Genomic DNA, 13,250 nt, shown 5'->3' with positions numbered 1-13,250 from the left:
TCAGTTCGCCAACGTGTCTTCGATCATGCGCGTCGCACCGGTCAGGTCGCCCAGACGCTCCCCGGCGCTGACGCGTGCTTCGTTCTTGAGCCCTTTGACAGTCTTGGCTTCACCGGCTTCAAGGACGGCATCGAGATCCTCCGGGGCGATGAACAGTACGCCACACTCGTCCGCCAGCACCGCGTAGCCCGGCAGCACGGCGGCCCCGCCGATCGAGACCGGAATGTTGAAACCGCCCCCCGTGTTGTAGAGCCGTGTGGTCACTGGCGACGCGCCACGGGACCACATTGGGAAGTCCTGCTCGCGAATCTCCGCGGTATCGGTATGCGGGCCATCGACGCAGCCACCGGCGATCTTCATCGACGCCGCCATTCGCGTGACACCACCGCCCCAGCAGGCGTACTTGCGGTCCCCGAGGCGATCGACGGCGAGAAAATACCCCGGCCCCATCTGCCCCAGGCAGTGGTGCAGCAGGGTGCTGTCGAGTCCGGGAATCGCCAGTGTACAGACGGTGCCGACGACGGTTTTCTGCTCCAGCACTGGCGCTATCTCCGGGGCGGCAAAACCGAAGTGATAGAAGTGGCCGAGCGTCGCGGTTTCGAGCCGCGCAAGTCGCGCGAGCTTGTCGGCGGCGATCGGCTCGGGCATGGGATTGATCTTGTAGCTGAGCTGACTCATGTCATTGGCCTTGTCGTTAGGAGTGTCGTCGGAAATGTCGTTACCCGTCGGTCGTCGTCGCTCACGACGGCCCCAGTATCCAGTCGGGCAGGAAGGTCACGATGCCGGGCACGAAGGTCACCAGCAGCAGTACCAGAACGAGCGGGATCAGCATCGGCAGCACGGCCCGCGTTACGTCTTCGAAGCGCACCCGGCCGACGTTGGAGACGATGTAGAGACCGATGCCCATGGGTGGTGTGGCGATCCCGAGCAGAAGACCGAGCTGAATGATGATGCCGAAGTGCACGCGGTCGATACCGTAGGCATCGATCACCGGCAGCAGCGTCGGCACCAGAATCAGCTTGGCGGGCACGCCCTCGACCACGCACCCGACGAGGACGATGAAGACCAGCAACAGCAGCAGGAAGACGTTGGCATTCTCGGTCATCGCAAACATCTGCTCGGCGATCTGCTGGGGCACCTGTTCGATGGCCAGTATCCAGCCCATGGCTATCGAGAAGGCGATGATGATCATGATCACGGCGGTCATCGACGTCGTGTCGGTCAGCGCTTCGCGGAAGGTCTTCCAGGTCAGCTCGCGATACCAGAGTCCCAGGCCCATGCAGTAGAGACAGGCCAATACGCCGGCCTCGGTGGCGGTGACGACACCGGTCATGATCGAGCCGAGAATGATCGCGGGGGCGAGCAGGGCGAGAAAGCCGTGCTTGCCGGACGCCACAACGTCACGCCTCGAGGCGCGCGGTTGAACGGGGAAGTTTTCGCGGGTGGCACGCAGGCGCAGATAGAGCATGAGCGAAAGCCCCACCAGCAGCCCCGGTATCAGGCCGGCGAGGAACATGCGTTCGATTGATACCTGCGCCAGAAAGGCGTAGATCACCAGGCCGATCGAAGGCGGAATCAGCGGCCCGATCACCGAGGAGACGACGGTGATTGCCGCCGAGAAGTCGGCGCGGTAGCCCCGCTCGCGCATCGCCTTGATCTCGATGGCGCCGAGCCCGGCACAGTCGGCCACCGCAGCACCGGAAATGCCGGCGAAGATCATCGACGAGAGCACGTTGACCTGTGCCAGTCCGGCCCGGAAGTGCCCCACCAGCGCGTTGGCGAAGGCGAAGATACGGTCGGTGACGCCGGTCACGTTCATCAGGTTTCCGGCCATGATGAAAAAGGGCACGGCGGTCAGTGAGGCCTTGTTGACGCCCTCCAGCATTTGCTGGGGAATGATCTGCAGCGCCGTCGAGAAGTCGGACGTGAGAAAGGCGAGTGTCACCGCACCGCCGATGGCGATGGAGATCGGGACCCGCAGGAGAATGAGGACGAGAAAGACGCCGAAGAGCACATAGATCATGGCGCGACCTCCGGATGGATGGGCGCCCTGTTCTCGGGCAGGCCGACACACAGCTTGGCGATATCCACCAGCGCAGTCAGCGCGACCAGTGAGCAGGAGAGAAACAGGGGGATGAAGAGCGCCTGACGCGGCAGCTCCTCACCGCCGGGTAGTATCACGCCCTCGACGTAGCCGGCGGCCGCGGCGAGCACGGTGGCAGACTGCTGGAGGAGGATCAGGCAGACCCCCAGTGCCACGGCATCGGCCAGCAGGCGGCTGATGAGATCACCCGTTCGGCCGAGGCGCTTGACCAGAAAGTCGATACGCACGTCCTTGAGGCGAACTTGAATGGCGAAGAAGCCGAAGAAGCTGAGCCAGATGAATAGCACCATCGTCCAGGGCCAGAACCACCAGACCGAGACATCGAAGGGGCGAAGCAGGAAGGTCGCCGCGGTCAGCATCAGCATTCCCAGCAGACACAGGTTACAGATCCCCAGCCAGAGGCCGCCCAGCGTCCAGAGACCGCGGTCCAGCAGCGCCACGCAGCGTCGCAGCGGCGATAGAGCATCACGCATTGAATCGCTCACTTCGCAGCAGTGCGGGTGTCCTGCACGCTCTGCAGGAAGCCGTCCGGCAGCTCACCCTCGGCATCCAGGCGCTGGTAGCGCTCGCGTGTGCGATCGATGAAGGGTTGCGTGTCCAGCTCGGTGTAGGTCACCCCGTTGTGTTGCATGCGCTCGAGGCTGGCACTGGCAATCTCGGCCATGGCCGTCTGGCTCTCTTGCCCGGTCTCGCGGTAGGCACGCATCAGGCCTTCGCGAGTCTCTTCATCCAGCGCCTCGAAGGCGGCCTGATTGGTCATGAAACCGACCGACTGATAGTACTCGTTGGTGCGGGCGATGAACGGGGCGACCTCGTTGAAACGCATCGCTTCCACCATCGAGGCCGGGCTGGTGACGGCCTGGACGATGTCCTTGGAGATCGACTGATAGACCTCGGTCCAGGGCAGCGTCATCACCTGCGCGCCGAGGTTGTCCCACGTTTTCATCAATAGCTGATTGGCGGGCATGCGCATCTTCAGACCCGCCACGTCGTCCAGAGAGTTGACCGGGGTGTTGGAAACCAGCACGCGGTAGGGGCCGCGGATGATGGCAGAGGGATCGCCAAGCGGCACGATGCCGGACTGTTCGGCGGCGCTGGCGAACCAGCCATCCACCAGTTCGGAGTTCATGAAGCGTGACCAGTGCGCCTGGTCGTCGAAGGCGAAGGGTGCGACCACCCACGCCAGCCGTGGCTCCCAGCGTTTCATGAAGGCGAAGCTCTCGGCGTAGATAGTGACCACGCCTGACTGCAGCTGCTCGAGCACGGCATCTTCCTTGCCGAGCTGCTCGTTGGGGAACATCTGGATGGTCAGCTCACCGTCGGTATAGTCGTCGACGCGCTCGGCAAAGTGCTGGAATAACTGCCCTTCGGGACTGTCCACCGGCATCTTGGTCGCCATGCGCCAGGTGTCGGCCTGAACGGCAGTCGTCATCGAAGCCGCGGTTACCGCGGCAAAGGCGGTAGCCAGAATCGTTCGTTGCATGGGGCGCTCTCTGTTTTGTACTTGGAATCGTTGCCCGACGTGCGCTCGGCACAGCCGTTGTGCCCGGACGTGTGGAGTGAGTCGCGTTGATCAGAGGAAATCGATTCTCGAACGTAGCGTCCAATCGATTTTTCTTTGGGGAGGGATAAGCGGTTTTTTCAGCGGCAGGCCCGGGCCGGGCGTTATCCGTCGTTGCGCATCGCGTCGATCATGTCGCTGATCAACGCCTCGACGCGGGCGGTGTAGGCGCTACCGTTCGATGGCGGAGTGGGATCGGAGGTCATCACCACGCTCATACGCCGCGAGGGAATGACGTAGATGAGCTGACCGCCGTAGCCCCAGCCGTAGTAGGCGCGCTCCCCGTCAAGCTCGGTAAGAAACCAGCCATAGCCATAGTCGTGGCCGTTGAAGAACGAGTGGGTGCGCGGCTGCCAGGACGCCGTGACCCACGCTCTGGGCAGCACGCGCTGACCGTCGAGCGAGCCGCCCTGACGGTACAGTTCGGCAATCCGTAACAGCGCCCGCGGCGTGATCCCCATCTCGTTGCCGCCGAAGTAGATGCCCTGCGGGTCGCGGGTCCATGGCGGAATGGCGATGTTCAGAGGCGCGCCCAGCCACTCCCGAGCCAGTGTCAGGGTGCTGCGCCCGCTCGCTTGAGTGAGTGCCGCGGAGAGCAGGTGGCTGTTGCCGGTGGAGTAGAGCATGCGCCCGCCGGGCTCGGCGACAAAGGGGCGGGTGAGCGCGTCGCTCACCCAGTTGGGGCTCGCGACCCAGCCGCCGTAGTTGGCGCCGGAGGTACGTTCCAGCCCCGCCTGCATGGAGAGAAGCTGGCCCACGGTGATGGTTTTGACGCGAGGATCGATGCCGGCAGGCACGCGGTTACCCAGCAGCTCGACGATGGGCTGATCGACGCTTTCGATCACGCCGCGCTCGATCGCGATACCGATCAGTGCCGAGAGGAGGGTCTTCGAAAGCGACTTGATATTGGCGGTGGCGTCCGTCGAGTGGCCGCGAAAGCCCTCGTCGATCACCGTGTTGCCGTCCACTGCCACTATCAGGGTATGGCTGCGGGGCAGGGCAGCGGCCTGATCGATCATGCGCTCGCGGTCTCCCGCACTCAGGGTAGCGGACGACGGCTGGGCGAGCCCGGGGCCGGCCAGCGTCAGCGCGAGCAGGCTCGCCAACATCCATCGCGAGGCAGGGGGGTGAGCAAGCGCCCGGATCGGCGCTCGGCGCGATGCGCGAGGGGGGCCGGATCGGGTGGTGCGTGAGCGAATCGGCATAGTGGCAGTCTGGCTCACGCGGTGCATGGCGTCCAAGCGGTGAAGCGCTCGACAGTCGCGATGCGCACGCGAATCGTGCTTCGTGACGTTGCCGATGAATGGTCTAGGCTAGAGGAAGAGCCGGGAAAGGAAGCCGGTCATTCGTGGTTAGAAGGAGGCGTCATGATCATTACCGTAGGTGAATTCAAGCGACTGCTCGACGAGTACGACGACAGCCTCGAACTCAGCTTCAGCGGGCTCGAGTATCATCGTCTGTTCGAGAAGGGCGACAAGAACCTCGAGGTCGAATTCGAGGAGAAGATCTTCAAGGACAAGACGGGGCAGACCCGGGTTCAGGAAGAAGAGCATTAAGATGACGCGAGGTTGGCGTCGATCTCCTCAGCGGCGCCGTTTTCGGCGCCGCTCCTGTTCGTCGTCCGGTCGATAGACGCGCGGAGGGGGGACTCTGGTCGATGCGGGCCCGGCGAGCCGCTTCGCCGAGGCGCGCTTTTCCGGTAGGCTTTTTCACTATTTCACGACCCGTCGGTCATCTCCGTTCTCTCTGAAAAGCGCACGCGCGCGGACGCTTTTCAGACTGACCTACGGTCGATCCGGCGAGCCTCGCGCCAGGGACGATGGACCATGCCAAACACCAATCCTGCCACTGAAATCGATGTCGCTATCGTAGGCGCCGGGCCGATCGGGCTGATCTTCGCCAATGCGCTGGCACGGCGCGGCGTCACGGCGATGCTGATCGACCGCCAACCGCGCTCGGCGCTGGCGTCCCCCGCTAGCGACGGTCGCGAGATCGCCCTGACCCGCGCGACCCAGCAGATCCTGGAGCGTCTCGATGTCTGGCCGCGTATCCCCGAGAGTGAGCGCGCCCGCATGCGCGGTGCCAAGGTGTTCGACGGTGAGTCGCTGTTCGCGATGCAGATTGCGCCGGGCGGCGTGCCGGATCAGCCGCTGGGCTGCCTGGTGCCCAATCACGTGATTCGCCGTGCGGCCTACTCGGCGCTGGACGATCTCGACGAGACCGAAGCCGACGGGATTTTCTGGCGCGATGGCGTGGAACTCGAACGCTTCGCCGACGACGACGCGGGCGTCGACATCACGCTCGCCAGCGGCGAACGGGTCAGGGCGGGGCTGCTGGTCGCTGCGGACGGACGCTTTTCGGCGACCCGGCGGGCGATGGGCATCGCCGCCCACACCTATCAGCATGGCCAGCACATGCTGGTCTGCCGGATGAATCATGAGCAGGCCCATGATCAGACCGCCTGGGAGTGGTTCGGCCATGGCCAGACGCTGGCGCTGCTGCCGGTCGATACCCACTGCTCGTCGGTCGTGCTCACGCTGTCGCCGAGCGACATGGAGGCGCAGCTCGGTCTGTCCCAGGAAGCGTTCGACGCCGATATCACGCGTCGCTTCGACCACCGTCTCGGCGCGATGACGAAGGCCGAGCCCGACGCCGAGTGGCACCGTTACCCGCTCGCCAGCGTCTACGCCGAACGTTTCGCCGGGCGGCGTCAGGCGCTGCTGGGTGATGCTGCCGTGGGGATGCATCCGGTCACGGCCCATGGCTTCAATCTCGGTGTCGATGGGCTGTGGCGGCTGGCGGGTCTGGTGGGTGACGCGCGTGCCGCGGCTCGCGACATCGCTACTCCCACACTGCTGTCTCGCTATCAGCGCGAGCAGCGTCTCGCCACGGGCCCGCTGTTCGCCGCGACCATGGCGATCGTCGGTCTCTATACCGACGACCGCCGTCGGGCGCAGTGGTTGCGCAAGGCGCTGCTGAGAGCTGGTGACGCTGCCTGGCCGGTGCGCCGCCTCATCGCCAGCCACCTGACGCGCGCCATCGATTGACGCTGACTGTTTACGACGCGAGCCGATGACGGCTCTGACTCGGTGGATGGCGCAGGGCTGCGTTGTTGTTGCCACCCGCGCTGGCCACACTCTCCAAGGACTTCGGAGGCATTTTCATGGATCTGGCAATGATTGGGCTGGGGCGCATGGGCGCCAACATGGCAGAGCGTCTGGTGCGCGGCGGTCATCGCGTGGTGGGGCACGATCCCAGTCAGGAGGCGCTCGAGCGTGCGGTGCAGAAGGGCATCGAGTCCGCCGATTCGTTGAAGTCTGCGGTCGAGGCACTGCCGTCGCCCCGCATTGTCTGGCTGATGGTTCCCGCCGGGGCGCTGGTCGATCAACTGATCGACGAACTCGAGCCGCTGCTGTCAGCGGACGATATCGTCATCGATGGCGGCAATTCGCTCTACAAGGATACGGTCCGACGTGGCGAGCGCCTGCGTGAGGCCGGACTGCACGGGGTCGACGTTGGCACCAGTGGCGGCGTCTGGGGGCTTGCCGAAGGCTACAGCATGATGGTCGGTGGCGAGACGCGAGTCGTCGAATCGCTCACGCCGCTGTTCGAGACGCTAGCGCCTGCCGCCGACAAGGGGTGGGGACACGTCGGGCCGAGCGGTGCCGGACACTTCACCAAGATGGTCCACAACGGCATCGAGTACGGCATGATGCAGGCCTACGCCGAGGGTTTCGCCATCATGGAGCGCAAGGCGGAGTTCGGTCTTGACCTGCATCAGGTGAGCGAGATCTGGCGCCACGGCAGCGTCGTACGCTCCTGGCTGCTCGATCTCACCGCCAACGCGCTGGACAAGAACCCGGCGCTCGACGGCATCGCGCCCTACGTTTCGGACTCCGGCGAGGGGCGCTGGACGGTCAACGAGGCGATTGACCTCGACGTCAGCGCGCCGGTGATCACGCTGTCTCTTCTCGAGCGGTTGCGCTCGCGGGAAGACGACTCCTATGCCGATCGGCTGCTCTCGGCCATGCGTAACGAATTCGGCGGTCACGCCATCAAGAAAGACTGAGTTCCCTCCCGCAGGCGGCTTGCGCCGAACACAACATGTAGGGGGTAAAAGCGCTCTTCGGCACAAGCCGGCGAGCGCTTTTTTGTATCCAGGGCGTGACGATTTCGAGCTTGACATGGCGAGAGCCGCGCAGCGATGCGGGCTGCAGGAAGGCTCAATTTTGTCCACAGGAAGATCACAGCAAAAGACCACATCTATGCTTGGAAAAATGATCGGCTACCATATATAGTGCTTTTCATTGTCGGCGGGCGCGACGACGGTATCGTGATACCACGCCCTTCCAGGCCGACGCTCGGCCTCTCTTGCCGACCGTTTTCCCACTCTACGGATGGTAGTGACTATCATGAGCATCACGATCTACAGCAAGCCTGCCTGCGTTCAGTGCAACGCCACCTATCGCGCGCTGGACAAGCAGGGTATCGACTACACGATCGTCGACCTGACTGAGGACAGTGCCGCCATGCAGCGCGTGCAGGATCTCGGTTACCGCCAGGTGCCGGTCGTGGTCGCCGGTGACGATCACTGGGCCGGCTTTCGTCCCGACAAGATCAACACGCTGGTCGCCTGACCAGCGCTGCCGCTGTCACGGATCGCCGAACGCCTCCGGACACGCGAGGCGTTTTTCAAGCGATTCGCCTTTCGTACACAGCGGCACCTTCTCCGAGTCGATGGCGTGACGCGCGCCGACTCGGAGAGACAGATTCTCTGATAACGGGTCGCTAGACCCGACGTTTCAGATAGCCACGTTTTCTTCCGTCGGGCGTGACGATAGTGGATCACCGCTCGACCATCGCGCAGGAACTCAGGAGTCCGTCATGGCTGAGCTGGTCTACTTCTCGACCAAATCAGGCAACACGCGGCGCTTCGTCGAAAAGCTGGGCATGCCGGCCGAACGGATTCCGTTGAGCCGCAGCGAGCCCGATCTTCGCGTCGACGAACCCTACATCCTGATCGTGCCGACCTACGGCGACGGCGACCCGATGAGTTCGGTGCCACCGCAGGTCATCCGGTTTCTCAACGACGCGCACAATCGATCCTTGATCCGCGGCGTCATCAGTGGGGGCAACTCCAACTTCGGTGCCGCGTTCGGACTGGCCGGGCGAGTGATCGCCGAGAAGTGTCGGGTGCCGTATCTCTACCGTTTTGAGCTGATGGGCACGCCCGACGATGTCCATCGCGTTATTGCAGGGGTGAACGAATTTTGGAAACGCTCAGCATAGAAAAAGAGGCGGCAACGCGACCCGCGGCCGACCACAACGCCAAGAGTCTCGACTACCACGCGCTCAACGCCATGTTGAACCTGTATGACGCCGAAGGCCGTCTGCAGCTCGACAAGGACCGCGAGGCTGCGCGTCAGTATTTCCTCCAGCACGTGAACCAGAACACCGTGTTCTTTCACTCGCTGAAGGAGAAGCTCGATTATCTGGTGGAAGAGGGATACTACGAGGGGGAAGTCCTCAATCAGTACGACTTCGCCTTCGTGTCGGCGCTGTTCGATCAGGCCTATGCGGTCAAGTTTCGCTTTCAGAGCTTTCTGGGCGCGTTCAAGTATTACACCAGCTATACGCTGAAGACCTTCGACGGTAAGCGCTATCTCGAGCGCTTCGAAGATCGCGTCTGCATGGTAGCGCTGTCGCTCGCGCGCGGTGACGAGGCCGTGGCCCGTCATCTGGTCGAGGAGATTCTGCACGGCCGCTTCCAGCCGGCGACGCCGACCTTCCTCAACTGCGGCAAGAAGCAGCGCGGCGAGCTGGTCTCTTGCTTTCTGCTGCGCATCGAGGACAACATGGAGTCCATCGGGCGCTCGATCAACTCGGCGCTGCAGCTCTCCAAGCGCGGCGGTGGCGTGGCGTTCTCGCTCTCCAACGTGCGTGAAGCGGGTGCCCCGATCAAGCGCATCGAGAACCAGTCCTCCGGCATCATTCCGATCATGAAGATGCTCGAAGACGCCTTCTCCTACGCCAACCAGCTGGGGGCGCGTCAGGGTGCCGGAGCGGTCTATCTCAACGCCCACCACCCGGACATCCTGCGGTTCCTCGACACCAAGCGGGAAAACGCCGACGAGAAGATCCGTATCAAGACGCTGTCGCTCGGCATCGTGATGCCGGACATCACCTTCGAGCTCGCCAAGCGCAACGAGGACATGTACCTGTTCTCGCCCTACGACGTGGAGCACATCTACGGCGTGCCGTTCGGCGATATCAGCGTCACCGAGAAGTACGAGGAGATGGTCGCCGACGGTCGCATTCGCAAGAAGAAGATCAACGCCCGCGAGCTCTTCCAGACCATCGCCGAGCTGCAGTTCGAATCCGGGTATCCCTACCTGATGTTCGAAGACACGGTGAACCGCGCCAATCCGATTCACGGCCGGATCAACATGTCGAACCTCTGCTCGGAGATTCTGCAGGTCAACACGCCGACCGACTACGATGACGATCTCGGCTATCGCAAGATCGGCGAAGACATCTCCTGCAATCTAGGCTCGCTCAACATCGCCAAGGCGATGGATTCGCCGGACTTCGGTGCCACCGTCGAGACCGCCATTCGCGGCCTGACCGCCGTCTCCGAGATGAGCAACATCACCTCGGTGCCGTCGATCGCCGAAGGCAACGCCAAGTCCCACGCCATCGGCCTGGGGCAGATGAACCTGCATGGCTATCTGGCTCGCGAGCACATCTTCTACGGGTCTGAAGAGGGGCTGGACTTCACCAACCTCTACTTCTACACCGTGGCGTTCCATGCCATTCGCGCGTCCAATCGCATCGCCATGGAGCGCAATCAGCGCTTCGCCGGCTTCGAGCAGTCGACCTACGCCAGCGGCGAGTACTTCGACAAGTACATCGACGAGGCGTGGCTGCCGAAGACCGACAAGGTGCGCGGTCTGTTCGAGAAGAGCGGCATCGCCATCCCGACCCAGGAAGACTGGCGCGAGCTGAAGGCATCGGTCATGGAACACGGGCTGTTCAACCGTAACCTTCAGGCGATCCCGCCGACCGGTTCGATCTCGTACATCAACAACTCGACGTCGAGCATCCACCCGGTGACGTCGAAGGTCGAGATCCGCAAGGAAGGCAAACTGGGGCGTGTCTACTATCCGGCGCCGTACCTGACTGACGACAATCAGGAGTACTACCAGGACGCCTACGAGATCGGCCCCGACAAGATCATCGACACCTATGCCGAGGCGACGAAGCACGTCGACCAGGGCCTGTCGCTGACGCTCTTCTTCCGCGACACGGCGACCACTCGCGACGTCAACCGCGCGCAGATCTACGCCTGGCGCAAAGGGATCAAGACGATCTACTACATCCGCCTTCGACAGGCGGCGCTGGAGGGGACCGAGGTCGAAGGCTGCGTCTCCTGCTCGCTGTAACGACGGCTCTTTGATCACGATCGACTTTGCGTGAACGCACCGGGACAACGAGGCGCCAATCCTCGTCTTCCCGGTGCCAACCGAACGAGAACACTCTTATGGATATGCCGACTAGTGCCGCCACCCGCCGTCTGAGCCGGGTCGATGCGATCAACTGGAACCGTCTACAGGACGACAAGGACCTGGAAGTCTGGAACCGGCTCACCGGCAACTTCTGGCTGCCGGAGAAGATTCCGCTCTCCAACGATATTCCGTCCTGGAACACGCTGACCGAGCAGGAGCAGCAGCTCACCATTCGCGTGTTCACCGGTCTCACCCTGCTCGACACCATCCAGGGCACCGTCGGTGCGCCGGCGCTGATCGACGATGCGGTCACCCCGCACGAAGAGGCGGTGATCACCAACATCAGCTTCATGGAGTCGGTCCACGCTCGCTCCTACAGCTCGATCTTCTCCACGCTCTGCGCCACTCGCGACGTCGATGACGCCTATCGCTGGAGCGAGGAGAACCCGTTTTTGCAGAAGAAGGCCGACCTGATCCTCGAGCGCTACCGCTCGGACGATCCGCTGATGCGCAAGGTCGCCAGTACCTTCCTCGAGTCGTTCCTGTTCTACTCCGGCTTCTATCTGCCGATGTACTGGTCCAGCCGCGCCAAGCTGACCAACACTGCCGACCTGATCCGTCTGATCATTCGCGACGAAGCGATTCACGGCTACTACATCGGCTACAAGTTCCAGCAGCAGCTGGCGAAGCTGCCGGCGGAGCGCCAGGAAGAGATCAAGATCTACGCCTACGAGCTGCTGCACGAGCTCTACGACAATGAGGTCAAGTACACCGAGGCGCTCTACGACGACGTCGGCTTCACCGAAGACGTGAAGAAGTTCCTCCACTACAACGCCAACAAGGCGCTGATGAACCTGGGCTTCGAAGCGCTCTTCCCGGCGAGCGTCACCGACGTCAGCCCGGCGATCCTCGCCGCGCTCTCGCCCGGCTCCGACGAGAACCACGACTTCTTCTCCGGTTCCGGCTCCTCCTACGTCATCGGCAAGACGGTGAGTACGGAAGACGACGACTGGGCGTTTTGAACCGCGTCGAGCCACCGCTTGCGCTGGCCGAACCCGGCCGACAGGAAACCGCCCCCAGGGGCGGTTTTTTTATGCCTGCCGCGCGGATCGCGTGCAGGCCTGCATGACGACCACCGTCAGCGCGACGAGGCGCCTGGCGCCGGTTGATTCGCTGGCACCGTTTCGGACTCGCCCAGGCCCTTTCCACGGAAGGGCCTTGTCGTCTCTGCTATCCCCGCCATCTGACGGCGGTCGCCACAGTTGTTAGTCTTTGGGCGAGCATCTGCTGTCATCCAATTACAGGGAGTCACCATGGAAGATCAATGGCTGTCCTGGGCCAAGCGGCTCTCGGCGTTGGCCGATACCGGCCTTCACTACTGCCGGGACACGTTCGACCGCGAGCGCTATGAAGAGATCGGTGACCTCTCGCGCCAGATGATGGCGTCTCTCGGCGAGACGCCCGTCGAGCGGGTGGCGCTGGCGCTCGGCGAGGGCCACGGCCACGTCACCCCCAAGATCGACGTGCGCGGGGCGATCATCGACGATGGCAGGATCCTGCTGGTGAAGGAAAAAACCGATGGCCGCTGGACGATGCCCGGTGGCTACGCCGAAGTGGGCGTCTCGGCGGCGGACAACACGGTCAAGGAGGTGTGGGAAGAAGCGGGAGTGGAGGTCGCCGTCGATCGACTCTATGCGATCCGCCATAAGGCACGGCACGCCTATCCCCCGGACGTTCTCGACTTCTACAAGCTCTTCTTTCTTTGCGAGCGTCGCGACGCCAAGCCCCTCGACCCCGGTCACGAAGTCCTCGACGCGGCCTACTTCGCACCGGATGCGCTACCGCCGCTCTCCGAGCCCCGGGTCATCGCCCGTGACATTGCCGATGCCTTTGCTTTCCTCGCCGCGCCGAGTCGGCCCGCGATCGTCGATTGATCCGACTCTCCACCTGACTGCCTGATTCATCGCGCCCCGGTCGTCGTGTGACTTGATGCGGTAGCGCTTGTACCCCGGGCTGGCCACGGGTATATCGGTACTGGCGTCGCGATAACGACAATGCCGGAGGCGTCTCTCATGCGAGC

13 protein-coding genes are annotated in these 13,250 nt (G+C 63.2%); 8 read left to right on the top strand and 5 right to left on the bottom strand.

Annotated features, from left to right (window positions below; translation table 11 throughout):
• From DOM41_RS01020 to DOM41_RS01000, 5 genes are all read right to left on the bottom strand, one after another.
• Positions 1 to 678: an RraA family protein gene (locus tag DOM41_RS01020; RefSeq protein ID WP_110684982.1), complete on the bottom strand. Its 678-nt coding sequence runs from the start codon at positions 676 to 678 to the stop codon at positions 1 to 3.
• A gap of 61 nt (positions 679 to 739) precedes the next feature.
• A complete protein-coding gene (locus tag DOM41_RS01015) occupies positions 740 to 2,023 on the bottom strand; it encodes a TRAP transporter large permease (protein WP_110684981.1) in 1,284 nt (427 codons plus the stop codon).
• Entirely contained in the window at positions 2,020 to 2,577 is a 558-nt protein-coding gene (locus DOM41_RS01010; RefSeq protein WP_110684980.1) for a TRAP transporter small permease, read from the bottom strand. Before DOM41_RS01010 ends, DOM41_RS01015 begins: the two co-directional genes overlap by 4 nt.
• A gap of 8 nt (positions 2,578 to 2,585) precedes the next feature.
• Positions 2,586 to 3,587, bottom strand: coding sequence for a TRAP transporter substrate-binding protein (locus tag DOM41_RS01005; RefSeq protein WP_110684979.1), 1,002 nt, complete (start codon positions 3,585 to 3,587; stop codon positions 2,586 to 2,588).
• A gap of 182 nt (positions 3,588 to 3,769) precedes the next feature.
• A complete protein-coding gene (locus tag DOM41_RS01000) occupies positions 3,770 to 4,774 on the bottom strand; it encodes a serine hydrolase domain-containing protein (protein ID WP_110684978.1) in 1,005 nt (334 codons plus the stop codon).
• 258 nt (positions 4,775 to 5,032) lie between these two features.
• On the opposite strand from DOM41_RS01000, the gene DOM41_RS00995 reads away from it, so the two are divergent.
• The 8 genes from DOM41_RS00995 (at position 5,033) to DOM41_RS00960 (ending at position 13,104) form a co-directional block, all read left to right on the top strand.
• Complete coding sequence (locus tag DOM41_RS00995) at positions 5,033 to 5,221, top strand: hypothetical protein (protein WP_110684977.1); 189 nt, start codon at positions 5,033 to 5,035, stop codon at positions 5,219 to 5,221.
• Between the two features lie 270 nt (positions 5,222 to 5,491).
• Positions 5,492 to 6,712, top strand: coding sequence for a 5-demethoxyubiquinol-8 5-hydroxylase UbiM (gene ubiM, locus DOM41_RS00990; RefSeq protein WP_110684976.1), 1,221 nt, complete (start codon positions 5,492 to 5,494; stop codon positions 6,710 to 6,712).
• A 116-nt stretch (positions 6,713 to 6,828) separates the two neighbouring features.
• Entirely contained in the window at positions 6,829 to 7,734 is a 906-nt protein-coding gene (gnd, locus tag DOM41_RS00985) for a phosphogluconate dehydrogenase (NAD(+)-dependent, decarboxylating) (protein WP_110684975.1), read from the top strand.
• Between the two features lie 343 nt (positions 7,735 to 8,077).
• Positions 8,078 to 8,302: a glutaredoxin-like protein NrdH gene (nrdH, locus tag DOM41_RS00980; RefSeq protein WP_110684974.1), complete on the top strand. Its 225-nt coding sequence runs from the start codon at positions 8,078 to 8,080 to the stop codon at positions 8,300 to 8,302.
• Between the two features lie 247 nt (positions 8,303 to 8,549).
• A complete protein-coding gene (gene nrdI, locus DOM41_RS00975; RefSeq protein WP_110684973.1) occupies positions 8,550 to 8,954 on the top strand; it encodes a class Ib ribonucleoside-diphosphate reductase assembly flavoprotein NrdI in 405 nt (134 codons plus the stop codon).
• A complete protein-coding gene (gene nrdE, locus DOM41_RS00970; protein WP_245391690.1) occupies positions 8,936 to 11,107 on the top strand; it encodes a class 1b ribonucleoside-diphosphate reductase subunit alpha in 2,172 nt (723 codons plus the stop codon). Before nrdI ends, nrdE begins: the two co-directional genes overlap by 19 nt.
• A gap of 104 nt (positions 11,108 to 11,211) precedes the next feature.
• Complete coding sequence (nrdF, locus tag DOM41_RS00965; protein ID WP_110685207.1) at positions 11,212 to 12,192, top strand: class 1b ribonucleoside-diphosphate reductase subunit beta; 981 nt, start codon at positions 11,212 to 11,214, stop codon at positions 12,190 to 12,192.
• A 291-nt stretch (positions 12,193 to 12,483) separates the two neighbouring features.
• Positions 12,484 to 13,104, top strand: a complete 621-nt coding sequence (locus tag DOM41_RS00960; protein WP_110684971.1) for an NUDIX hydrolase — start codon at positions 12,484 to 12,486, stop codon at positions 13,102 to 13,104.
• Positions 13,105 to 13,250: the final 146 nt, after the last annotated feature.

It is taken from the genome of Salinicola aestuarinus, assembly GCF_003206645.1.
Classification (GTDB): Bacteria; Pseudomonadota; Gammaproteobacteria; order Pseudomonadales; family Halomonadaceae; genus Salinicola; species Salinicola aestuarinus.
Note: the sequence above shows the minus strand (reverse complement) of the source record. Positions and strands in the feature narration are given on the sequence as shown.